At 46.8% G+C, this 22,820-nt stretch carries 22 protein-coding genes; 20 read left to right on the top strand and 2 right to left on the bottom strand.

The annotated features are described in order from the left end of the window. The first annotated feature begins 146 nt into the window (after positions 1–146). The 12 genes from GK108_RS02560 (at position 147) to GK108_RS02505 (ending at position 9,928) form a co-directional block, all read left to right on the top strand. Positions 147–518, top strand: coding sequence for an NADH-quinone oxidoreductase subunit A (locus GK108_RS02560; protein WP_163942272.1), 372 nt, complete (start codon positions 147–149; stop codon positions 516–518). Positions 519–599: 81 nt separating this feature from the next. Continuing rightward, positions 600–1,145 carry an NADH-quinone oxidoreductase subunit B gene (locus GK108_RS02555; protein ID WP_163942268.1) on the top strand — a complete coding sequence of 182 codons (546 nt, stop codon included), beginning with the start codon at positions 600–602 and terminating at the stop codon, positions 1,143–1,145. A gap of 80 nt (positions 1,146–1,225) precedes the next feature. Next, complete coding sequence (locus GK108_RS02550; RefSeq protein WP_163942265.1) at positions 1,226–1,726, top strand: NADH-quinone oxidoreductase subunit C; 501 nt, start codon at positions 1,226–1,228, stop codon at positions 1,724–1,726. Positions 1,727–1,817: 91 nt separating this feature from the next. Further along, positions 1,818–3,050: an NADH dehydrogenase (quinone) subunit D gene (nuoD, locus tag GK108_RS02545; protein ID WP_163942262.1), complete on the top strand. Its 1,233-nt coding sequence runs from the start codon at positions 1,818–1,820 to the stop codon at positions 3,048–3,050. A 46-nt stretch (positions 3,051–3,096) separates the two neighbouring features. Then, positions 3,097–3,600, top strand: coding sequence for an NADH-quinone oxidoreductase subunit NuoE (nuoE, locus tag GK108_RS02540; RefSeq protein ID WP_163942259.1), 504 nt, complete (start codon positions 3,097–3,099; stop codon positions 3,598–3,600). 3 nt (positions 3,601–3,603) lie between these two features. Continuing rightward, positions 3,604–4,944, top strand: a complete 1,341-nt coding sequence (gene nuoF, locus GK108_RS02535; RefSeq protein WP_163942256.1) for an NADH-quinone oxidoreductase subunit NuoF — start codon at positions 3,604–3,606, stop codon at positions 4,942–4,944. Positions 4,945–4,957: 13 nt separating this feature from the next. Continuing rightward, complete coding sequence (locus GK108_RS02530) at positions 4,958–5,389, top strand: DUF29 family protein (protein WP_163942253.1); 432 nt, start codon at positions 4,958–4,960, stop codon at positions 5,387–5,389. A gap of 13 nt (positions 5,390–5,402) precedes the next feature. Then, positions 5,403–6,488, top strand: a complete 1,086-nt coding sequence (locus tag GK108_RS02525) for a 2Fe-2S iron-sulfur cluster-binding protein (RefSeq protein ID WP_163942250.1) — start codon at positions 5,403–5,405, stop codon at positions 6,486–6,488. A 103-nt stretch (positions 6,489–6,591) separates the two neighbouring features. Next, positions 6,592–7,758: an NADH-quinone oxidoreductase subunit NuoH gene (gene nuoH, locus GK108_RS02520; RefSeq protein WP_163942247.1), complete on the top strand. Its 1,167-nt coding sequence runs from the start codon at positions 6,592–6,594 to the stop codon at positions 7,756–7,758. 79 nt (positions 7,759–7,837) lie between these two features. Further along, complete coding sequence (locus GK108_RS02515) at positions 7,838–8,404, top strand: NuoI/complex I 23 kDa subunit family protein (protein ID WP_163942244.1); 567 nt, start codon at positions 7,838–7,840, stop codon at positions 8,402–8,404. Positions 8,405–8,442: 38 nt separating this feature from the next. Beyond that, a complete protein-coding gene (locus tag GK108_RS02510; protein WP_163942240.1) occupies positions 8,443–9,000 on the top strand; it encodes an NADH-quinone oxidoreductase subunit J family protein in 558 nt (185 codons plus the stop codon). 61 nt (positions 9,001–9,061) lie between these two features. After that, positions 9,062–9,928, top strand: coding sequence for an alpha/beta hydrolase family esterase (locus GK108_RS02505; protein WP_163942238.1), 867 nt, complete (start codon positions 9,062–9,064; stop codon positions 9,926–9,928). Between the two features lie 11 nt (positions 9,929–9,939). On the opposite strand, the gene GK108_RS02500 is transcribed toward GK108_RS02505, so the two are convergent. Then, positions 9,940–10,869 (bottom strand): sugar phosphate isomerase/epimerase family protein, encoded by a 930-nt coding sequence (locus GK108_RS02500; protein WP_163942234.1) that lies wholly within the window; start codon positions 10,867–10,869, stop codon positions 9,940–9,942. Between the two features lie 224 nt (positions 10,870–11,093). Here GK108_RS02500 and GK108_RS02495 point away from each other — a divergent pair, with 224 nt between their 5' ends. The 4 genes from GK108_RS02495 to GK108_RS02480 all read left to right on the top strand — a co-directional run bounded on the left by GK108_RS02495 (position 11,094) and on the right by GK108_RS02480 (position 15,661). Further along, positions 11,094–12,272 (top strand): acetyl-CoA C-acyltransferase, encoded by a 1,179-nt coding sequence (locus tag GK108_RS02495; RefSeq protein WP_163942231.1) that lies wholly within the window; start codon positions 11,094–11,096, stop codon positions 12,270–12,272. Positions 12,273–12,479: 207 nt separating this feature from the next. After that, positions 12,480–14,291, top strand: a complete 1,812-nt coding sequence (locus GK108_RS02490) for an acyl-CoA dehydrogenase family protein (protein WP_163942229.1) — start codon at positions 12,480–12,482, stop codon at positions 14,289–14,291. An 82-nt stretch (positions 14,292–14,373) separates the two neighbouring features. Then, positions 14,374–15,099, top strand: coding sequence for a YqjF family protein (locus GK108_RS02485; protein ID WP_163942227.1), 726 nt, complete (start codon positions 14,374–14,376; stop codon positions 15,097–15,099). Positions 15,100–15,175: 76 nt separating this feature from the next. Beyond that, positions 15,176–15,661, top strand: coding sequence for a GyrI-like domain-containing protein (locus tag GK108_RS02480; RefSeq protein ID WP_163942225.1), 486 nt, complete (start codon positions 15,176–15,178; stop codon positions 15,659–15,661). A 92-nt stretch (positions 15,662–15,753) separates the two neighbouring features. On the opposite strand, the gene GK108_RS02475 is transcribed toward GK108_RS02480, so the two are convergent. Then, positions 15,754–16,443 carry a porin family protein gene (locus GK108_RS02475; protein ID WP_163942223.1) on the bottom strand — a complete coding sequence of 230 codons (690 nt, stop codon included), beginning with the start codon at positions 16,441–16,443 and terminating at the stop codon, positions 15,754–15,756. 201 nt (positions 16,444–16,644) lie between these two features. Between GK108_RS02475 and GK108_RS02470 the strand changes: the two genes are divergently transcribed. The 4 genes from GK108_RS02470 (at position 16,645) to GK108_RS02455 (ending at position 22,820) form a co-directional block, all read left to right on the top strand. Continuing rightward, on the top strand, positions 16,645–17,817 hold the full coding sequence (locus tag GK108_RS02470; RefSeq protein ID WP_163942221.1) for a Gfo/Idh/MocA family protein: 1,173 nt from the start codon (positions 16,645–16,647) through the stop codon (positions 17,815–17,817). Positions 17,818–18,119: 302 nt separating this feature from the next. After that, a complete protein-coding gene (locus GK108_RS02465; RefSeq protein WP_163942219.1) occupies positions 18,120–20,423 on the top strand; it encodes a TonB-dependent receptor in 2,304 nt (767 codons plus the stop codon). Between the two features lie 69 nt (positions 20,424–20,492). Continuing rightward, complete coding sequence (locus tag GK108_RS02460) at positions 20,493–21,878, top strand: HmuY family protein (RefSeq protein WP_163942218.1); 1,386 nt, start codon at positions 20,493–20,495, stop codon at positions 21,876–21,878. Positions 21,879–21,944: 66 nt separating this feature from the next. Next, a complete protein-coding gene (locus tag GK108_RS02455) occupies positions 21,945–22,820 on the top strand; it encodes a heme/hemin ABC transporter substrate-binding protein (RefSeq protein WP_163942215.1) in 876 nt (291 codons plus the stop codon).

The raw sequence follows: 22,820 nt of genomic DNA, 5'->3' as shown, positions 1-22,820 counted from the left end.
AATCTACTTCGGCTCAATTGGTTGAATCTTGATTAACCAACGGTTATGCCGTATATTTGAATGATGTTCGGGATAAGAACCCGTTGCTGACAAATGGGCTATTGGTTTTATCGTTACATTTGCCCCCGATATTCAGACTTTGTGATATGAACGCAACTTACGTTCCTGCCGACTATCTGCCGGTTCTCATTCAACTAGGTTTAGCCATTGGTTTCATCGTTACTACGATGGTGGTTACACACGCGATTGGGCCCAAGCGCAATAGCCAGAAAAAAGATGACCCTTTTGAGTGTGGTATTCCGGTTCAGGGCGATGCTCGTACACCAATCTCGATCAAGTATTTCCTGATTGCCATCCTGTTCGTTCTATTCGACGTAGAGGTTATTTTCTTGTATCCCTGGGCAGTCAATTTCAAAGGGCTGGGTATGACTGGCTTTATTGAAATGGTCCTGTTTATGGGATTGCTACTGGCAGGCTTCTACTACATTATCCGCAAGGGTGTACTGAAGTGGGAGTAAGGCCTAACAAATGAATCTTTGAGCATATTTATTCGTTGTTTTAGTAGGTAACTACAACCGCAACGGCGGACCGTGTTTCTTATGGCAACTGACATTAAATTGGCGAAAGCCCCGGCGAGTTACGATGGCCCCGGTTTCTCAGCCACTTCATTCGATAAAATCATAGGGCTGGCCCGGGCAAATTCGCTCTGGCCATTACCATTTGCTACGTCCTGCTGTGGCATTGAATTCATGGCAACGCTGGCATCCGACTGGGATCTGGGCCGCTTTGGGTCAGAACGCAATAGTTTTTCGCCCCGGCAGGCCGATATGCTGCTGGTAGCTGGAACGATTGCCAAAAAAATGGCCCCGGTTGTGAAACAGGTATATCTCCAAATGGCGGAGCCCCGTTGGGTGGTGGCAATTGGTGCCTGTGCATCCAGCGGTGGTATTTTCGATACGTATAGCGTTTTGCAGGGCATTGATCGAATTATTCCGGTTGATGTTTATGTTCCCGGTTGCCCTCCCCGTCCCGAGCAGATCATTGAAGGGGTTATGCAAATTCAGGAGCTGGCAAAAAATGAGTCATTACGTCGCCGTAATACCGAAGAATATCAGCACTTATTGAATTCCTATAATATTCAATAATGTATAGAATACGGGTTCTCATATAAACGAGAATCCGTATTTAATAGCTAATTAGTCAATCATTAGTTCACCCCACCAGTATGCTGACCAACGAGGAAGTTGCGCAGACCATAATTAATCAGTTTGGCGAATCCGTTCGTGATTTTGATGATCCATACAATCTGCTAACCTTTTCAACGACGCGGGAGAACATTATTCCGTTGATAACGTACCTGAAAGATCACACTACGTATCAGGTTAGTTTTTTGACAGACATTACAGCCATTCATTATCCAGATTCGCCGGGTAAAGAATTCTGCGTTGTTTATCACCTGCACAGTCTGATCAATAATTTCCGGCTACGGATCAAAGTCTACCTAACAGCAGAAGACATTCATATTCCAACAGCCACTACGTTGTATGCCAGCGCCAACTGGATGGAGCGGGAAACCTTTGATCTGTTTGGCGTAATTTTTGACGGTCACCCCGATCTTCGTCGCATTCTGAATATGGAGGAAATGGATTACCACCCTATGCGCAAAGAATATCCGCTGGAAGATTCAACTCGGGAAGATAAAATTGACGCGTTGTTTGGACGATAAAGAGTTTTCGGTTCCCAGCTTGTCGTTTTCAGCGGCTCTATCTGCTCTGCGAACTACAAACTGAAAATTGAAAACTATAAACTCTTTTAACATGGTTTCTGAAGATCTCGATATAGCGAACAAAAACCTACCAGCCGAACAAGGTCCAGTTCAGTACGTCAACGAACTCACGACGCTTAACCTTGGGCCAACTCACCCGGCTACACACGGTATTTTCCAGAACATCCTGCAGATGGATGGGGAGAAAATTGTGTCGGGCGAGCAAACGGTTGGCTACATTCACCGGGCGTTCGAAAAAATCGCCGAACGTCGTCCGTTCTACCAGATCACGACGCTTACCGACCGGATGAATTATTGCTCCTCCCCCATCAACAACATGGGATGGCACATGACGGTGGAGAAACTGTTGGGAATCGATATTCCGAAACGGGCACAATATATCCGGGTTATTATGATGGAGTTGGCTCGTATTGCCGACCACATCGTTTGTAACGGTATTTTGGGTGCCGATGCTGGGGCACTCACCGGTTTTACCTACGTTTTCCAGGAACGCGAAAAAATCTACGATATCTACGAAGAGATCTGCGGTGCGCGTCTGACTACCAATATGGGACGTATCGGTGGTATGGAGCGTGATTTATCGCCAACAGCCATCCGCAAGATTCGTGAGTTTCTGGTACGTTTCCCGAAAGTGTTGCAGGAGTTCGAAAATCTGTTTAATCGTAACCGGATTTTCATGGACCGCGTGATCAACGTAGGAAGCATTACGGCCGAACGCGCGCTTAGCTACGGTTTCACGGGCCCAAACCTGCGGGCTGCTGGTGTCGATTACGACGTACGGGTTATGAATCCGTATTCGTCTTATGATGATTTCGAGTTCGATATTCCCATCGGTCAGAACGGTGATACGTATGACCGCTATATGGTACGTAGTGAAGAAATGTGGCAGAGCTTACGGATCATCAAGCAGGCAATGGACAACCTGCCCGAAGGTTCCTATTACGCTGATGCCCCACAATATTATTTGCCGCCTAAACAGGAAGTGTACAAAAACATGGAAGCGCTCATCTATCACTTTAAAATTGTGATGGGTGAAATTGATGCTCCAGTTGGCGAAGTGTACCACGCTGTTGAGGGTGGTAATGGTGAATTAGGCTTCTATTTGATTAGTGATGGTGGCCGTGCGCCGTATCGTCTGCATTTCCGTCGGCCATGCTTTATTTATTACCAGGCTTATCCGGAAATGTGTAAGGGACTGACTCTGTCAGATGCCATTATCATCATGAGTAGCATGAATGTTATTGCAGGCGAACTGGATGCGTAACACAGTTTTCACTGGCCGCAAAACGAGCGGTTTATAGTTTTAAACTATGAGTAAGACTCTTGAAAATAAGGCGGTAGTTTTCACCCCCGAACGGTTAGCCAAAGCCGAGGAAATTATTGCACGTTACCCCGAAGGTCGGCAGAAATCGGCTTTATTGCCATTGCTTCATCTGCTACAGGAGCAGGAAGGCTGGACCAGCCCCGAAGGTATGGACTACGTAGCACGACTTCTCGATATTCAACCAATTGAAGTATATGAGGTAGCTACGTTCTACACCATGTATCATATTGAGCCGGTTGGTAAACACGTCATCGAATATTGCCGCACAGGCCCTTGCTGCCTGATGGGTGGAGAAGACGTACTGGCTCACCTGAAGCAGCGCCTTGGCATCGAGACAGGCCAAACTACAGTAGACGGGCAATTTACACTTAAAGAAGTAGAATGTCTGGCTGCCTGCGGTATGGGACCCGTTTTCCAGATTCGGGAAAAATACTACATGAATCTGACTAACGAGCGCGTAGACGAAATCATTGACGAACTGTCGAAGTAAGGAATGGCTACCAAAATTTTAACCGAGCATATTAACGTTCCCGGCATCGAAACATTCGACGTTTACCGGAAACATGGCGGCTACACCGCTGTTGAAAAAGCCCTGAAAACGATGACGCCCGACGCCATTGTTGAAGAAGTCAAGAAAGCTGGCGTTCGTGGTCGTGGTGGAGCAGGCTTCCCAATGGGCATGAAATGGAGCTTCCTGGCCAAACCCGAAGGTGTTCCACGGTATCTGGTCTGCAACGCCGACGAATCGGAGCCCGGTACGTTTAAAGACCACTATTTGATGAAGATGATTCCTCACTTACTTATTGAGGGGATGATTGTTTCATCATATGCGCTGGGAGCCAACAAATCGTTCATCTACGTTCGGGGTGAATTGATGTATGTCATTCATATCCTTGAAAAAGCCATTGCCGAAGCAAAAGCAAAAGGTTTCCTGGGGAAAAATATTCTTGGTTCGGGTTACGACCTTGAACTGGTTGTACAACCCGGTGGCGGTGCCTATATCTGCGGTGAAGAAACAGCGTTACTCGAATCGCTGGAAGGTAAACGCGGAAACCCACGTAACAAACCACCGTTTCCTGCTGTGAAAGGACTTTACCAGTCTCCAACGGTGGTTAACAACGTAGAATCAATTGCTACTACGTCGTGGATTGTCAATAACGGTGGTGATGCGTATGCGGCCATTGGCATCGGACGTAGCACTGGCACGAAATTGATTTCGGCATCGGGTCATATCCGGAAGCCAGGTGTTTACGAAATTGAGCTTGGTGTTCCAGTTGAAGATTTCATTTTTGCCGATGAATGGTGTGGCGGTATCCGTCCCGGTCATAAGTTCAAAGCCCTCGTAGCAGGTGGTTCATCAGTACCCATTTTGCCATCAAACCTTGCGCTTACCTTAGCTAATGGTGAAAAACGCCTGATGAGCTACGAATCGCTGTCGGATGGTGGTTTTGCAACGGGTACCATGCTAGGCTCGGGTGGTTTCATTGTTTTCGACGAAACGGCCTGTATCGTACGTAACACCTGGAATTTCTCCCGATTCTACCATCACGAATCCTGTGGTCAGTGTAGTCCCTGCCGCGAAGGAACTGGATGGATGGAGAAAGTTCTCCATCGCATTGAATACGGCCACGGCCACCAGCAAGACATTGATTTGCTGGTCGATGTAGCGAAAAAAATCGAAGGAAATACCATCTGTCCATTGGGCGACGCAGCAGCATGGCCGGTAGCCAGCGCTATCCGGCACTTCCGCGATGAGTTCCAGTGGCACATTGACCATCCAGCCGAAGCTACTCAACCCGGTGCCGTATACCGGGGCGAAATGGCATTGGTATAACCATAAAATTTTTATGGAAGAATTAGAGACATTGCGAAAACTGATAGAGGAGCAGGATTATACTGGCGCATTGACTCTGATTGATGAAATGGATGAAATGGCTAAAGATGATAAGATTGCCAAAGTTGAAAGTTTTTTAGCCGTTTTACTCATTCATTTAATTAAACAAAAAGCAGAATCCCGAATAACAAGCTCATGGAAGCGATCTATCAACCATGCGTTATTTGGTATTTTTAAAGCGAATAAACGACGTACCGCAGGTGGCTTTTATTTAAAACCAGAGGAAATGAAAGCTGCCATTGATGAGTCATTCTCTTTTTCACTAAAGGAAGCCGCAGAAGAGGCATTCGGAGGAGCATACAATGCAGAACAACTAGCAGCGATGATCGATGCTGAGCAAATTAAGCAGGAAGCCTTCGACCGAATTATTAATTACAAAATTTGAGCTGTAGCAGCGAATGGAAGACGTAAAGCCGCAATTGTTGAAAGTTACCATCGACGGTATTGAAGTCGAAGTGGAGCCGGGAACGACCATTTTGCAGGCCGCCCGCAAAATTGGTCCGGAGGTGGCTCCTCCGGCCATGTGTTACTATCAGCCATTGAAAGGCAGTGGCGGCAAATGCCGGGCCTGTCTGGTACGTGTTGCCGCCGGGTCGGCGAAAGACCCACGGCCTATGCCAAAACTGGTAGCTTCCTGCTTAACCGCCGTTCAGGATGGGATGATCGTAGAAAATACGACTAATCCGCAGGTAGTAGATGCTCGCAACGGAATCGTTGAGTTCCTGCTGTTGAATCACCCACTCGATTGCCCCGTTTGCGATCAGGCTGGCGAGTGCGACCTGCAGAACTTCGCATTCGATCATGGCAAGGTTACAACACGTTATGAAGAAGACCGTCGCACGTTCGAAAAGCATGATCTAGGCCCATATATTCAGTTGCACATGACGCGCTGCATCCTGTGCTATCGCTGTGTATTTACGGCCGATCAGATTACGAACAAGCGGGTTCACGGCGTATTGGGGCGTGGCGACGCGGCTGAAATTGGTACGTACATTGAGAAAGCGATCGATAATGATTTCTCAGGCAACGTAATCGACGTATGTCCGGTAGGTGCATTGACCGACAAGACGTATCGGTTCAAAAGTCGGGTTTGGTTCTCGAAGCCCGTCGATGCTCACCGCGATTGCCCAACCTGCTCGGGCAACGTAACGCTCTGGTATCGGGGAGAAGAGGTGATACGTGTTACGGCCCGTAAAAATGAATGGAACGAGGTTACTGAGTTCATTTGTAATACGTGCCGCTTTGAGACGAAGAAAACCAGCGACTGGACGATTGAGGGTCCAACCAAAATATCGCGCAGTTCGGTTATCTCAGCCAATAAGTACCGGGCCGATACAATCAAACCTTCGTTTGGTCAGCGGCTGGCCGCAGCAGAGTACAAGCAGATTCACGATGAGCGCGATACGTCACAGTTGCAAATCGAGCAATTAGCTCCCGAACGCTTTGCGAAAGTGTTACCTTCGGCATTGGAACCAGAACCTTAAGTAAGTTACAGTAAATGAGTTTGCAGTTTATAGTTTTCAGGAAGAGTTGCATAAACTGACTGAAAACTGAAAACTGAAAACTGAAAATTGAAAACTTAAAAAAATGGACCTAGTCATATTATCTGCGAAAGGGATTATCATTCTGGTTCTTTTCGTCATAACGCTCCTGATTGCGGCTTACTCAACCTGGGGAGAACGTAAAGCGGCTGCTTTTTTACAAGACCGTCTGGGACCTAACCGCGCAGGTGTTTGGGGACTCATGCAGCCTTTGGCAGATGCGGGTAAAATGTTCTTTAAAGAAGACTTCATTCCGGCGCAGGCCAGCAAGTGGCTGTTTATTCTCGGCCCGTGCTTAGCCATGCTGACCGCTCTGATGTCGAGTGCTGTTATTCCATTTGGCGACAGCATTCGATTCATGTGGGATAAAGTCAGTTATGAAGTGCCGCTTCAGGGCACAGAACTAAACATTGGCGTACTTTACATTTTCGGCGTTGTATCGCTGGGCGTGTATGGCGTTATGGTCGGTGGCTGGGCTTCGAACAACAAATTCTCACTACTCGGTGCGATACGTGCCGCATCGCAGAATATCAGCTACGAAATTGCGCTAGGTTTGTCCATCATTGCTATTCTGATGATGACGGGCTCGCTGTCGCTACGTTCTATTGTGAACGAACAGGCTAGTTTCTTTGAGTGGAACGTATTTACACAGCCATTGGGATTCATTATATTCCTGACCTGTGCCTTTGCGGAATGTAACCGTACACCGTTCGACTTACCCGAGTGCGAAACGGAACTGGTTGGTGGTTATCACACTGAATATAGCTCGATGAAACTCGGTTTCTATCTGTTTGCCGAATACATCAACATGTTCGTGTCGTCTGCCTTCATTTCGACACTATACTTCGGTGGTTTCCATTACCCATTCATGAATGAAGTAGGAAGTGCTTTAGAGAAGTCGATGGGAGCCATCACAGGCCATAATATTGCTACGGCCATCCAGTTCATTCTCTTCTTCGGGAAGATTTTCTTCTTTATTTTCTTCTTTATGTGGGTTCGCTGGACGGTTCCACGTTTCCGCTACGACCAACTAATGAACCTGGGTTGGAAATCGTTGATTCCACTGTCGATTCTGAATATTGTTATTACCGGTGCCGGATTGTTATTCAATTTCAAGTACGCAAGCTGGTTGATTGCGATCGTCATGATCGTATTGGCAATAACAACAACGGTGAAGGCACCCAAACGGGAAATGCTCACGCAACAGTCGTAATAAATCATGTTTGAAGTTTGCGGTTTGAATCCGCTACGTATCGTTTCAAACCGCAAACCACAATCTTCAAACACATCGTATGCAACTAACGAATAGAGCCAAACAAGTCAGCAATAAAGAAATGACGCTGGCGGAGAAGATGTACTTACCTGCTTTTTTTAGCGGTCTGGGCATCACGATAAGCCACCTTTTCAAAAAGAAGGTAACGATACAATATCCAGAAGTAAAGAAATACCTGGGTCCTGTTTACCGGGGTCACCACGTACTGAAACGCGACGAGCAAGGCCGTGAACGTTGTACAGCCTGCGGTCTATGCGCGGTTGCCTGTCCTGCCGAAGCTATTTCGATGGTAGCGGCCGAGCGCAAAAAAGGCGAAGAAAACCTCTATCGCGAAGAGAAATACGCAGCGGTGTACGAAATCAACATGCTACGTTGCATCTTCTGCGGTCTGTGTGAAGAAGCTTGTCCGAAGCAGGCGGTTTATCTCCGTCACGACCGCATGGTTCCTGTGTTTATGGAACGCGATGAAGTTGTTTATGGAAAAGAACGGCTCGTTGAAAAAATGGACGATCGCTACGTTCGCGCCAACAATTCTGAAGTAAAAGCAACCCCAACTGAACCGAGTCTGACACGGGCCGCTACGTAGACGAGCCTACCTCCTATCGTCCTACATTTACCTGAGCTATGACTGAATTTCTAAATTTCTTTAAGACATTAACGCCAACCGGCTATCTGTTTCTTGTTCTAACGGCTCTTACGCTTTTTAGTGCAATTGGTGTTGTAACAGCTCGTAACCCAATCTATAGCGTACTGGCGTTGATTGCTACGTTCTTTTGCCTGTCTGGTCATTACATTTTGCTTAATGCGCAGTTTCTGGCAGCTGTTAATATCATCGTCTACGCGGGGGCTATTATGGTACTTTTCCTGTTTACCATCATGTTCCTGAACCTTCGCCGGGAAGACGAAGAGTCGAAAACAAACCTGACCAAAATGGCTTCGGTTGTAGTTGGCGGACTGCTAATGGTCATGCTGATTACGATTTTCCGAGCCAAAAATGCGCAGGTTACCACGGTTAGTTCAAATACGTCATTTAATCCAAATACGGGTTTAGTTGAACACCTTGGTGGCCTTCTCTATAGCGACTACATATTACCCTTCGAGTTGGTATCCGTACTATTTCTGGTAGCAATGGTAGGAGCCGTGATGCTCGGGAAGCGCGAAGCGGGTGATCGCCATTTCTAACCTATGGTTCTTTTAGTTGACTACTAAGCCGCTCAACGAGCGGCTTACTTATTTTTACGATATGCGACTTTGCCTACTATTCCTACTACTGACCAGCGGGATATATACCGTTAAAGGACAGCTCATCAATGATTCCCTGCTGATTGAGGGAAATCAGCGCACGTTTCATTTTTTAACGCCAGCGCGCCCAAAAGCATCATTATTGTTTGTCCTACATGGTTCAGGTGGTGACGGAGTAGGTATCAGACGGGGTGCAGGAAAGCTGGAAGAGATCGTACCTAAAGAGAATATACTGCTGGTCTATCCGGATGGCTACAAGCACTTTTGGAACGAATGCCGTAAAACAGCGAACTCAGAAGCAAACCTGAAGAATATCAACGACAATGCCTTTTTCGAGGAAATGATACGTTACTTCGAAAAAAAATATCAGATCAATCCGAAACAGATATTCGTAGTCGGTACGTCGGGGGGTGGCCATATGGCTTATAAACTTGCGTTAACAGCACCCGAACGGTTTCGGGCCATATCAGCCATTGTCGCAAACCTACCCGACACCAATAATCTGGATTGCCCCGAAAAACGACTGGCAATTCCCGTAATGATTACCAACGGTACCGATGATACCGTAAACCCCTATCAGGGTGGCGAGGTAATTACTGGTGCTATCAGCCTGGGACTGGTGCGGTCAACCGACAGAACATTTCATTACTGGTCGGAGCTAGCAGGCTATAAAAACGACCCCGTAAAACAACTCTTACCCGATACCGATCCCAACGATGGTAAGATTATTGAACGCTATACCTACAAGCAGAAGGGAAAACCTGAAATTACACTTCTAAAAGTATTAGGCGGAAAACACGATTATCCTAACGATATTAATGTATATCTGGAATCCTGGGATTTCTTCAAACGGCAACTGAAGCCTTAGCAATTCAAACGCTAAACGTCGATTCCGACTTTATCACCCACTGATCGAATATACGTAGCGGCCTGCTGATAGGCTTCCATAGTAGACAAATGTTCTAACATGAGGGGAATATTTTTCAGTTTGCTAAGCTCTGTCAGAAACATGGTGTAATCTAATTGCCCTAATCCAGGCCGACATTCAACCAGTTGTGGAGTGTATACATCTTCTTTGAGGATAATGTCTTTCCCATGGCAGCTTCGGATATACGACCCTAGCTTGGCAAAGCACTCTTTGATTAAAGCACTGTTCGAAAAGAAACTTCGTGGACTATCGATAATATTCATTGGGTCCAGATGAACGGCAAACCGCTTCCGGTCGATGGCCTTAATCAGCCGTAAATACGAATCCGGCGAATCTGGATAACTCCAGGGCATTAATTCCAACGCAAAATAGGTCTGTGTAGGTTTAACCTCATCAATAATACGTCGGGTAACCTCTACAATTTGATCAAAGGTTGCTGTAGAAAAGTTGTCTTTATGAGGGCCGGCCCACTGCGCCGGGTTTTTTGACCCACTGATATTAACGCAGCAGTTGGCGCCTATCGCTTCTGACAGAGCTAATGAATCAATGCATTTTTTGATAGCTGTACGGGCCATATCCGCATCGGGGCTAATCGGATTACTCCAGGCTCCAACTTCGGCAATAACAATATCGGCTCGTTTGGCAGCTGTTTGATAGGCTTTAATCTGATCGGCAGGAGCATCCGTTTTCAAAGGGCAATAAGCAGCCCGGTACCGATCTTTCTTCAACAAAGCGATCCACTCATCTGGCCCATCGAAACGCTCCAGCAAGGGCGCTCCCAACCGAACAAAAGGCTTCGCCGAGACAGTTGTTTTCAAAATTGGCAGATTGAGCGCTGTCATCACTACCCCCATATTCTTTGTGAATTCTCTACGATTCATACAGCCGTTTCAGGTATCACTACCATATCAGTTTTGACTACAAAAAGGGAACGGGATTCCTATTTTACTAATTCGGGCGTATTCCATTTACTTTTATGACGTACTAAACAGGCCACATAATAGTATGCTTGCATAATATTTTCGATCAATTCTGTAATTATTCACGTAAAAAATGAGTTATTGCAATGAGTTTCCTGCTTAACCAGTAATCAACAGTCTGTTTTATGGACGCATATATTGTAGCCGGATATCGCACGGCTGTAGGAAAAGCCCCTCGGGGCGGCCTCCGCCTAACTCGCCCCGACGATATGGCGGCTGAAGTTATCAAGCATTTGTTAGGGCAAGTTCCCAATCTGGACCCTGCCCAGGTTGAAGACCTCATTGTTGGGAACGCCGTTCCGGAAGCCGAACAAGGCATGCAGATTGCTCGATACATTGCCCTTTTGTCATTACCTAAGAGCGTACCGGGCATGACCATCAACCGCTATTGTGGCTCGGGCCTGGAAGCTATAGCCATCGCTTCGGCAAAAATCCATGCTGGTCTTGCTGACTGCATCATAGCTGGTGGAACAGAGTCGATGTCACTAGTGCCCGTGATGGGCTGGAAAACGGCACTAAACTATGAGATCGCCAAAACGAATCCTGATTATTACATCGGCATGGGCTTAACTGCCGAACAGGTAGCCCAACAATTTAAGATTAGTCGTGATGCCCAGGATCAGTTTGCGTATGAGTCGCATCAGAAAGCCTTAGCAGCCCAGAAGGAAGGACGATTTGCGAACGAAATAGTGCCTATTAATGTAAGTGAAACTTATTTTGACGCAGCAAGCGGTAAAAAGAAAACCCGCAACTGGACGGTTTCTCAGGATGAAGGTCCCCGCGCCGATACCAACGCTGAAGCATTGGCCAAATTAAAACCTGTTTTCGCGGCAGGCGGGTCGGTAACGGCGGGTAATTCATCGCAAACTTCTGATGGAGCCGCCTTCGTCATCGTGATGTCAGAGCGCTTGGTGAATGAACTTAACCTACAGCCAGTGGCTCGCATGGTGTCCTATGCTACGGCTGGTGTCGAACCCAAAATCATGGGAATTGGTCCGGTAGCCGCCATACCTATTGCGCTAAAGAAGGCAGGTTTGCAACAGGATGATATTGATCAGATTGAATTAAACGAAGCTTTTGCGGCCCAATCGCTGGCAGTGATCCAGGAACTAGGACTTAATCCTGATAAGATTAATCCAAACGGCGGTGCTATTGCCCTGGGCCATGCGCTCGGTTCAACGGGTGCCCGATTATCGGTACAGCTTCTTAACGAAATGCGCCGACGTGATCAGAAATACGGCATGGTTTCGGCCTGTGTAGGTGGAGGCCAGGGCGTTGCAGGTATCTTTGAGCGTTTAAATTAATTCATTTATAGTAGCTATATGATGCTGGCTGATAGCGATGTCTATTAGCCAGCATTTGCTTTATATACCAAAACAGACTGAAAATAATTCAGCTATTAATCGGTTTGTTCTGGAAAAAAACATAAAATAGTATGCTTGCATACTATCAAAAAAATCACTTTCTTTGTTAGTAAATTAGTATGCAAGCATAATAAACCCCCTTCTGACATGATTGCGACAGAGCCTAAAGCTTCCATTAAAGGTGGCGAATTTTTGATCAAAGAAACTGAAGCGTCACAAGTCTTTATTCCTGAAGAATTTACTGAAGAGCAGCTAATGATTTCCGCCAGCAGCCGGGAGTTTCTGGAGCGGGAAATCTGGCCACGGCTCAATGAGATAGATAATGCCAAATCACCAGAGCTAATCTCATCGCTAATGGATAAAGCGGGAGAACTAGGCCTGCTGGGTACGTCGGTACCAGAAGAATACGGCGGTTTCGGCATGAACTTTAATACATCGATGCTGGTAGCCGAGACGACCGGTGCGGGCCATTCGTTTTCCGTAGCGCTATCTGCTCATACAGGTATTGGCACATTACCGATTGTTTACTACGGTAATGAAGCCCAAAAAGCAAAATACCTGCCTAAGCTGGCTACCGGCGAATGGAAAGCGGCCTACTGTCTGACTGAGCCAGACTCTGGATCGGATGCCAACTCGGGTAAAACGAAGGCCAAGCTCACTGAAGATGGTAAACACTACGTTCTGAATGGCCAGAAGATGTGGATTACCAATGGTGGCTTTGCCGATGTGTATATTGTCTTCGCCAAAATTGAAGAGCAGGGACAGACTGACAAAAACCTCTCGGCCTTCATTGTAGAACGTTCGTATGAGGGTATCACGATGAACGAGCCGGAGCATAAAATGGGTATCAAAGGCTCCGATACACGTCAGATTTTCTTTAACGATGTACAGGTTCCCGTTGAAAACCTTCTGTCGGAACGAGGTAACGGATTTAAGATTGCAGTCAATATTCTGAATATTGGCCGTATCAAGCTTGGCATAGCAGCAGTGGGTGGCTCCAAAGAAGTTATCAACAATGCCGTTCGCTACGCCAATGAACGGAAACAGTTCAAAACATCGATTTCGCAGTTTGGTGCTATCAAGCACAAACTGGCTGAAATGGCCATAAAAGTATATGCGACCGAAACCTCCTGCTACCGGGCTGGCCAGAACATCGACGATCTGATCGAAGACCTCAAAGCGAAAGGTACTGAAGATGGTCCTGCCAAACTCAAAGCGCTGGAACAATTCGCTATCGAATGTGCCATCATGAAAGTTCACGGTTCCGAAACATTGGATTACGTGGTCGATGAAGGCGTTCAGGTGTATGGCGGTATGGGCTACTCAGCCGATGCACCCATGGACCGCGCTTACCGGGATGCCCGCATCAATCGAATATTCGAAGGCACCAACGAGATAAACCGTATGCTCGTTGTCGACATGCTGATTAAACGAGCCATGAAAGGCGAACTAGATCTGATGGGTCCAGCCATGGCCGTTGCGAAAGAAATCATGTCGATTCCTGACTTCAACATGGACGAGGAAGAAGGGCTTTTCATCGCTGAGAAAAAAGTGCTTCGAAATCTGAAAAAGGCCGCCCTGATGGTGGCCGGTGCTGCCGTTCAGAAATTCATGATGACGCTGTCAGACGAACAGGAAATCATTATGAACATTGCCGATATGGTTATCGAAATCTACGCGGCCGAATCTGTCTTGTTACGTGTCGAAAAGCTAATAGGCCTAAAAGGCGAAGACGCTGCTGCGTTACAGAAGTTAATGGCCCAGGTTTATCTGCACGAAGCCGTCGAAAAAGTAAATAATTCCGGACGCTCAGCCATCACCTCATTCGCTGATGGTGATGAACTGCGTGGCATGCTGATGGGGCTCAAACGGTTTACCAAGATTGAGCCTATGAATCTCAAAGATGCCCGCCGTCAACTAGCCGATGCTATGATTGCCGAGAATAAATACATTTTTTAATAATCATCAACAACTAGTTTAATGTAGCCAGCCTTATCTTGAGGCTGGCTAATTTGTTTTCCTGAAAACTCCATGCTACGTTATGAGTAAACGGACATTCCTGAGCGCTCAATGGCGCAACTTGCTGATGTTGAATTACGAAGTTAGTCCCTACGTATTGATACCTCATTTACCCCCTGCTACTGAACTGGACTTATGGCAGGGAAAGGCGCTGGTCAGCATGGTAGGTTTCAATTTCCTGGAAACAAGCGTACTGGGTATTCAGTGGCCCTGGCATGTCAATTTTGAAGAAGTCAATCTGCGCTTTTACGTGCGACACTTCGATGGTAAAGTCTGGAAACGCGGAGTTGTATTCGTTAGTGAGATCGTACCGAAGCCAATGATTGCCATTATTGCCAACACCCTATATAACGAGCGGTATCGGTCGCTTCCCATGCGGCATAGAAAAGTACCAGTCGATAATGAGCAGTTATCCTTGCGGTATGAGTGGAAACACAAAGGCCGCTGGAATTCGCTGGGAGGAACAGTTAGCACTACGCTACAAACCATGCCACCTGATGGCCCCGAATCCTTTATTTTTGAGCACTACTGGGGATATAATAAACTGAGCGAGACCACAGTCCATGAATATCAGGTCGAACACGTATCCTGGCAGATTGCCGACGTACGTAATGCTTACCTGGATGCCGACGTAGCCGATTTATATGGCGAAGCCTTTGTGCCTTTTTTAGCTAAAGACCCGGTTTCAGTTTTCTACGCCGATGGTTCGCCTGTTTCAGTTCGAATAGCCGGTAAAATTCACACCTAACCCGTTTTCTGCTGACATACGGCTGTCACCACGTTGGGCGACCTTTGTTGTGGTCATTCATCAATCTCCAATACTTATGACAACGCAACTGTCGATTCCAGAAAACGCTTTATCTGTTCAGGAAACCAATTCATTTACGGCGCTTACATTCACTACACGGACTACATTAAGTACGCTCTCGCAACACGTACGTACGGTTGCCGAAGACCTGTATGCCGAAGCCAATCGACTTAATTTAGACGTATCGGGGCCTATTTATTGGGTTTATACAGGGGCCAGTGGCGACGAAAATCAGGAATTTCAACTGGAAATTGCCTTGCCTATTGCTCAGGAAAGGGAAGCATCAAGCGAGTTTTCCTATAAAACATTTCCTTCCTTTCGTTGTGCATCTTATACATATGCCGGCCCCTGGAGCGATTTTAAGGAGGTCTATAGTATCCTGTTTTCTCAGCTTTACCGGGAAGGTTATCAGGGCACTGGCAACGTTCGTGAGGTATATACTGTCATTGATTTTGAGAACCAGGAAAACTGTATAACTGACATTCAGATTGGTATCGCATAGCTTTTTTTGTGTTGCTGATGAGACTCAGTCTCATCAGCAACATGCCTACCAGTAGCTCCTTACAAAGTTATTGACGTACCAAACGTGCCCCACTAGAACTTGTACTCCAGAGATAGTGAGGCATTTCTATTTTTATAACTGCCATTGTAAAAAGGGAAATAAACAAGGCCTGTGGGAGCAATATTCTTCAGACCCAGTTCGTAGCTAACGCCTATTATAGTCCTCCCTATCTCAACGCCAATACCCGAACCGATTCCATAATCGAATGACTGAAGGCCACGACTACCGAATGTTGGCTCCTTCAGCGTACTATATTCAATCATATCCCCATAAATAATATCGCCCGTTAGTTGGGATTTGCCACCTATGCCATGAGCAAAATAAGGACCGCCCGTCAAAACAAGTTTAGTTGATGAGGATATTCCAATTTTATAGCCAACATAAACAGGCACTTGCAAATAGAGTTGGTTACTTGTTAAAACAGCTTCTTTACCGGGATATAGTATACGTTCTGAAAACCCTAGTGGGGCTGCCCCTTCGACCCTTGTACCTTTCATCGAAAAAGCCAGTCCAGATTGCAGAAAAAGATGCTGAGTAACGTTGTATGTAGCCGTTACGCCTACATTAACCCCTGGCTTGACGCTCTGAGGAACGTCCTTGTTTTCCAGAGCCAGACGGGACAGATTCAGCCCTCCCTTCAGTCCGAATTCAAATGATGGAACCTGAGCAAACACAGGCAGATTGAAAATAAGTAAAATGGCAACTAGTGAAAGGTTTTTCATGATAACAGATAAGGGATTTAGAAAGACTATAGTAACGGATGAACAACGAATCAGACAACGCTCGCTCACCCTAGCCTATATACGATCCGTTAATTCAGAAAAACGTTGTAAAAACCGACTTAAAATAGCTTAACTGGTAGAAAGTTATCGTTGCTCCCTTTTGAGAGTCAGTAAATGATTGCGTTCAACCATAGGCTATTCATGAAAAATCAACCGCTAAACTCCCGACGAAAATTCCTTCGTAATCTGGGTGCAGGTGCCTCTGCCTTGTCGCTTCCCTTTCTAGGGTATGCCGACAATGAATTTGTTCGACATGAGAACAACGGGCTCTACACGCTAGATAAGAATCTTAAAGACCTGGCCCAGCCTGGACGTAAACTCGGTATTGCTCTTGTTGGTCTTGGCTATTACAGCAAAAACCTTCTGGCACCCGCCCTGCAGGAAACCCAATATTGCCGCCTGGCCGGTATTGTGACGGGTACGCCCACCAAAGCTGAAGAATGGAAACAGAAGTATAACATTCCGCAAGCCAACATTTACGATTACAAAACCTTCGATCGAATTGCAGATAACAAGGATATTGACGTAGTATACGTCGTATTACCCAACTCGATGCACGAAGAATACGTAGTACGGGCGGCAAAAGCAGGCAAACACGTCATCTGTGAAAAGCCGATGGCTATTACACCAAAAGAATGCCAGAACATGATTGATGCCTGTAAAAAGGCCAATAAACAACTAGCTATTGGTTACCGGCTTCATTATGAACCATTCACGAAAGAGGTGATGCGACTAGGTCGCGAAAAAGTCTTTGGTGCCGTTAAGTTCGTAGAGAGCAGCGACGGATTCCGAAGTGGAGATCCGAATCAGTGGCGGTTAAAGAAAAGTATGGCTGGCGGTGGTCCCCTGATGGACGTTGGCATTTATGCCATTCAGGGCGCTCGCTACGTAACGGGCGAAGAGCCGATTTCGGTGACGGCTCAGTTTGCACCGAAAACCGATCCACAAAAATTCAAAGACGTCGAAGAGACCATGTTCTGGCAGTTTGAGTTTCCAAGCGGTGCGGTTTCTAATTCGACAACCAGCTATGCGGCTGGTGTTGAGCGTCTATACGCATCCTGCGAGAAAGGATGGTTTGAGCTGGCACCCGCTTTTGGTTATGGCCCACTGAAAGGACGTACCAGCAAAGGTCCTATTGAACAGCCCGTTGTTAACCACCAGGCTACGCATATGGATGGTGTCTGCAAGGACCTTCTTGATGGTAAAACACTCCGTGACCATATAACTGGCGCCGAGGGTCTTTGGGATGTCAAACTTCTACAGGCAATTTATCAGGCTGCTGAAACAGGGCGTAAAATCTCGTTGAAGGCCTGACAATCAAACCCAAAAAGTTTATTTTCTAGGAAGTCCTGCCCCCGCAGGACTTTTTTTGTTGGGTGCTTCTGCAAGTTATACCCAGCCTCTCACACAATTTATTTAGATTTTGTCTTAATAAATATTGCAATAAAAGCTTCAATCATTACTTTTGCTATTATTTTTAATAAGTCTAAATAATAAATCATACTCATTAAAGGTGCTATTAGTGCTCGAATTCCTACTTAACAAACTGACTATAAATCAATAAATGTTGGCCTACCCAGCCATCTGCCCATTTACGTGACTGTACAGAAATCACTATGAAAAATACGTTTATCTGGCTTCTTCTGCATATAGGCTTAATGATACTTCCTGCTATCAATGGACTTAACGCGCAATCATTGGCAGGCTCTACTGTAGAAGGTAACGTAACAGTAGCTGATGGATCACCGGCAGCATTTGCCACAATCCGGGTTAAAGGAAGCAAGAACGTAACAGCAGCGGATAAAAACGGGCATTTCATGCTAACTAACCTGCTACCCGGCAAGCACGACATACAGATCTCAATGATGGGCTATGAAACCAATAGCCAGTCAGTCACTATAGAAAAAGGCAAACCAGCCCAAGTAGTGGTTCAACTGAAACCGGGCCACAATCAACTAAATGAAGTGGTCGTAACCGGTCAGTATGAACCCCAGTCGCTTAAAAAGTCGGTTTATAACGTCCGCGTAATTGATAGTGAGCGCATTCGCCTACGGGCTCCCGTGAACGTAATGGGCGTACTGAACAACGAGCTGGGCTTTCGCTTTTCTAACGATCTCACTCTCGGTACAACCGATGTTCAGTTGATGGGCATGTCGGGACGTAACGTAAAGATTCTGCTGGACGGCCTTCCGATGGTCGACCGGGGCGATACTCGGGAAAGTCTTAATCAGATCGATATCAATAGTATTGACCGTATTGAAATTGTTGAAGGGCCAATGTCGGTTTCGTATGGCTCCGATGCGTTGGCTGGCGTTATCAATATTATTACTAAAAAGCCCGGATCTGAACAGCTAGGCATTACTGCCCGGATTCAGGAAGAAACGGCTAATCAGGACTATAACTTCCTGACCAATCAGGGGCTGCATATTCAGAACGTAGGCGTTACGTGGCAGAAAAAAGGCTGGAACGCATCGGCGGGTATTACCAACAATACATTTGGCGGCTGGCAGGGGCAATCGATAGGACGTGCAAAAGAATGGCTTCCTAAAGATCAATTATTTGGACATGGTAAACTTGGCTATCGTACCGATAACGCAACTATCTACTACCGGCTGGATGCCCTAAAAGAAAACTTGCTAAGCGAGGGACCTGCTAACGTCAATACGAACCAGGCCCGCGACCAGAAATACATCACCTATCGATACGTTCATCAGCTTCAGGGCGACTGGAAAACAAGCGACCGTTTTCAATTAAATACACAGGCGTCCTACACGGACTACCAGCGACGCACACAAACGACCATTCTGGACGTAACAACTGGGCGTCGGACCCTATCGCTGGGCGAAGGCGAACAGGACGTATCGAAATTTTCCAGTCAGACGTATCGGGTTACGGCTTCGTATAAAGCCTCATCGATCGTTTCCGTGCAACCGGGTCTCGACATCAATCTGGATGGCGCTACTGGCGCACGAATTCAGGGTTCACCAACCATCAACGACTTTGCTTTCTTTGTTTCATCAACGCTTAATCCAACTTCTCGCATCAGTATTCGTCCGGGTCTGCGATTTATCAAAAACTCCGTTTACGACGCGCCACCGGTTATTCCTTCCCTTAACACCAAGTTTGCTCTTACCTCTACCCTGGATTTGAGGCTAACCTATGCCCGTGGTTTCCGCTCACCAGCCCTGCGCGAATTATACTTTAACTTCTTCGATGCCAGCCATTCCATTAAAGGCAACCCTAACCTAAAAGCAGAAAACTCAAACAGTTTCAACGGATCGCTGGCCTGGCAACCAACCCGTACGTTCAAATCAACACTCGGCTTCTTTTACAATAGCTTCAATAACCTGATCAGCTACGGCATAGACCCAAACGACCCACGAATTTCGATGACTATTAACATCGATAAGTTTAAAACAACGGGCGCTACGTTAGAAAACGTATTCAACTGGAAAGATCTGAGTGCCACGATTGGCTTCTCCTACATTGGCCGATACAATAACCTGCTCGCTACACCCGACACTGTCTCCTACGCAAACGGACAGCTTACTACGTTCATGTGGTCGCCGGAGGTCAATACCAACCTGACCTATACCCTCCGAGCAATCGATACAAAAGTCAGCCTGTTCTATAAGTACTCAGGCAAACGCCCCAATTATCTGGCAACCGTCAATTCAGATGGGCAGGTTACCGCTACGTTAACAGAGATTGCCGCTTTCCACTGGGCCGACTTAACCGTTACGAAGCCCATTGCGAAATTCCTGACGCTCACGGCTGGGGCTAAAAATCTATTCAATATTACCCGGCTGGCCAATAACTCAACCGATACGGGTGGAGCCCATAACGCCAGTGGCCCTTCGCCCGTCAGTTACGGACGCTCTTATTTTCTGGGGCTGAACTTCCAATGGTACAAAAACTAATTACGACTGGCTATACCTAACCCATAAATTACTCATTATCAATACCTCACTCCCAAATAGTTGAATTATATGAAACGAGTTATCGTATGCATGCTCATTCTGGCAGTCAGTACATTAAATGCCTGTAAGGAAAGTGATCCACCATTACCAGACAACGTAGTGCAGTTCGAGAGTGCCGAACAAGGTATGGATGCGGCCACTAAAGCATCGACCATTAAACTGAAATTATCGCGGGCGGTTGATGCAGCTACGCCCGTAACGATTCAGGTTACGCCTACCGGCATTACGTATGGAACTCAGTTTTCCACCACACCAGCCACCACCCGCAATACGCTTTCGTTGACGGTGCCCGCTGGTAGCAACGAAGCTTCCTTTACGTTGACCAAAGCCGATAATCTTTTCCTCAGCGGTAGCGAAACGATTGATTTTGCCATCACGTCTGCGACGAGTCCGGTTCTGGTTGGTACGACCAAAGATCTCAAGGTTAAGTTCACGTCGATTGTTTCGGCTGGCACTACGTTAACGCTCGATGGCGGAACGGGCGGCTCCAGCGCTGTCAACTCTGTATTTGCCGATTTGAGTAATAACTCCGCTACGTCGGTACGTCGGGCAGCCTGGGATTTGGGTTTCTATTCGGGGACTGATTTCCGAGTCATCATCAACAACACAACAGGAGCAGCGGCTATTGCCCTGGCTAAAAACGATTTAACGCAGGTAACGGCGGCCGACACCGTTGGCCTGGTGCTGAGTACCAGCAACTTCGACCCAGCGGGATTGAAATTAATCGACGACGTATCAGGCGATATTACCAAAACCGTAATAGCTGGTATTTCGGTTACGGACACGGATAATAAAGTGTTTATCATTAATCGGGGCACCGGCGGCTCCGTAGCGGCCAAAGGATGGATCAAAATCAGAGTATTACGTAATGGAACCACTGGCTACACCCTTCAATACGCAGGCATTAAAGAAACTACCTTTAAAACGGTTTCTATTTCGAAAGACGCTGCCTATAACTTCAACTACGTATCGTTCGACTCGGGCACTGTAGTTGACGTAGAACCCGCCAAAACCCGCTGGGACATTGAATGGACGGGCGGTCTTTACAAAACCAGCGATGGCGCCAACGATATTCCCTACTACTTCTCCGATCAGGTTTATATCAATCACCTCGGTGGAGTAACCGCAGCCGAAATTCTGACCAGCACGGTATCGTATGATGCGTATGGCGAAAGCAACATCGCCACAACCACCTTCAAGAACGATAAGCACGTAATAGGCTCAAACTGGCGGGCCACAACGGGCACTATTGGCGTCAAAACCGATCGGTTCTACGTCATTAAAGATGCTGCGGGCAACGTCTACAAACTCAAGTTTATCAGCTTCACTACCCAGGATGGTGGCGAACGGGGTAAGCCTAAACTCGAATTCAAACTGGTTAAGCAGGGCGCCTAACAACGTAACAACTTATCGCACTGCTAGCCATGCTGGCAGTGCATTTTCCATCAAACAACAATAGGCATGAAAACAATACCTGTTTTAAAAGCGTGGATTGGCGGTCTGATTCTCGGGCTTCTATTGAGTAGCCAGGCTATTTTTGCGACAAAAGCGCCTAAGGATGAACCCGTCCGAATTGTATCGCTGGACGGTACAGTGAGCGAAATTTTATGTGATCTGGGTCTACAGTCGCACCTGATTGGTGTTGATGTGACGAGTACATATCCAGAATCGTTACAAAAACTGCCCAAAGTAGGACACAACCGGACTATTTCGGCCGAAGGTGTTATTTCGCTAAAACCAACCCTCGTGCTGACATCCGTTAATGCGGGCACCAAGCCAGAAGTCATTGAACAGATCAAATCGGCGGGCATTGCCGTCATTACGTTTCAGCAGGAATATAGCGTAGCAGGCACCAAAAAACTGATACAGGATGTGGCCAATACGTGTCAGGTCCCCTCACGGGCTAAACCAATTCTCAAAAAACTAGATGCCGACCTGGCCCAGGTAAAAAAAGCAATCAATAGTCCGAAAGTCCTTTTTATCTACGCTCGCGGTACGGGTACGATGATGGTTTCGGGCAAAGGCACGCAGGTCGACAAAATGATTGAGCTGGCCGGTGGCGTCAATGCTACGTCTAGCTTCGAAAACTATAAACCCCTCACCGCTGAAGCCCTCGTTACGGCCAACCCCGATGTTATTCTCCTGTTCGACAGTGGGCTTGAAAGCCTGGGCGGAGCGCAGGGACTAGCTAAAGTTCAGGGTATTGCTCAAACAAACGCGGGCAAAAACGGCCGAATTATTACGATGGATGGACACTTACTGACCGGTTTTTCTCCCCGATTGGGAAAAGCCCTACAGGAGTTGACCCAGAAAATAGCCCAGAAACCCAAAGCCTGA

It is taken from the genome of Spirosoma terrae (assembly GCF_010435915.1).
Taxonomy (GTDB): domain Bacteria; phylum Bacteroidota; class Bacteroidia; order Cytophagales; family Spirosomataceae; genus Spirosoma; species Spirosoma terrae.
This window is presented reverse-complemented; position numbering and strand designations above follow the sequence as displayed.

What these genes read in the sequence shown, in the direction of transcription:
- GK108_RS02560 (WP_163942272.1), top strand. Translation starts at nt 147, where the DNA reads ATGAACGCAACTTACGTTCCTGCCGACTATCTGCCGGTTCTCATTCAA.
- GK108_RS02555 (WP_163942268.1), top strand. Translation starts at nt 600, where the DNA reads ATGGCAACTGACATTAAATTGGCGAAAGCCCCGGCGAGTTACGATGGC.
- GK108_RS02550 (WP_163942265.1), top strand. Translation starts at nt 1,226, where the DNA reads ATGCTGACCAACGAGGAAGTTGCGCAGACCATAATTAATCAGTTTGGC.
- nuoD (WP_163942262.1), top strand. Translation starts at nt 1,818, where the DNA reads ATGGTTTCTGAAGATCTCGATATAGCGAACAAAAACCTACCAGCCGAA.
- nuoE (WP_163942259.1), top strand. Translation starts at nt 3,097, where the DNA reads ATGAGTAAGACTCTTGAAAATAAGGCGGTAGTTTTCACCCCCGAACGG.
- nuoF (WP_163942256.1), top strand. Translation starts at nt 3,604, where the DNA reads ATGGCTACCAAAATTTTAACCGAGCATATTAACGTTCCCGGCATCGAA.
- GK108_RS02530 (WP_163942253.1), top strand. Translation starts at nt 4,958, where the DNA reads ATGGAAGAATTAGAGACATTGCGAAAACTGATAGAGGAGCAGGATTAT.
- GK108_RS02525 (WP_163942250.1), top strand. Translation starts at nt 5,403, where the DNA reads ATGGAAGACGTAAAGCCGCAATTGTTGAAAGTTACCATCGACGGTATT.
- nuoH (WP_163942247.1), top strand. Translation starts at nt 6,592, where the DNA reads ATGGACCTAGTCATATTATCTGCGAAAGGGATTATCATTCTGGTTCTT.
- GK108_RS02515 (WP_163942244.1), top strand. Translation starts at nt 7,838, where the DNA reads ATGCAACTAACGAATAGAGCCAAACAAGTCAGCAATAAAGAAATGACG.
- GK108_RS02510 (WP_163942240.1), top strand. Translation starts at nt 8,443, where the DNA reads ATGACTGAATTTCTAAATTTCTTTAAGACATTAACGCCAACCGGCTAT.
- GK108_RS02505 (WP_163942238.1), top strand. Translation starts at nt 9,062, where the DNA reads ATGCGACTTTGCCTACTATTCCTACTACTGACCAGCGGGATATATACC.
- GK108_RS02500 (WP_163942234.1), bottom strand. Translation starts at nt 10,869, where the DNA reads ATGAATCGTAGAGAATTCACAAAGAATATGGGGGTAGTGATGACAGCG.
- GK108_RS02495 (WP_163942231.1), top strand. Translation starts at nt 11,094, where the DNA reads ATGGACGCATATATTGTAGCCGGATATCGCACGGCTGTAGGAAAAGCC.
- GK108_RS02490 (WP_163942229.1), top strand. Translation starts at nt 12,480, where the DNA reads ATGATTGCGACAGAGCCTAAAGCTTCCATTAAAGGTGGCGAATTTTTG.
- GK108_RS02485 (WP_163942227.1), top strand. Translation starts at nt 14,374, where the DNA reads ATGAGTAAACGGACATTCCTGAGCGCTCAATGGCGCAACTTGCTGATG.
- GK108_RS02480 (WP_163942225.1), top strand. Translation starts at nt 15,176, where the DNA reads ATGACAACGCAACTGTCGATTCCAGAAAACGCTTTATCTGTTCAGGAA.
- GK108_RS02475 (WP_163942223.1), bottom strand. Translation starts at nt 16,443, where the DNA reads ATGAAAAACCTTTCACTAGTTGCCATTTTACTTATTTTCAATCTGCCT.
- GK108_RS02470 (WP_163942221.1), top strand. Translation starts at nt 16,645, where the DNA reads ATGAAAAATCAACCGCTAAACTCCCGACGAAAATTCCTTCGTAATCTG.
- GK108_RS02465 (WP_163942219.1), top strand. Translation starts at nt 18,120, where the DNA reads ATGAAAAATACGTTTATCTGGCTTCTTCTGCATATAGGCTTAATGATA.
- GK108_RS02460 (WP_163942218.1), top strand. Translation starts at nt 20,493, where the DNA reads ATGAAACGAGTTATCGTATGCATGCTCATTCTGGCAGTCAGTACATTA.
- GK108_RS02455 (WP_163942215.1), top strand. Translation starts at nt 21,945, where the DNA reads ATGAAAACAATACCTGTTTTAAAAGCGTGGATTGGCGGTCTGATTCTC.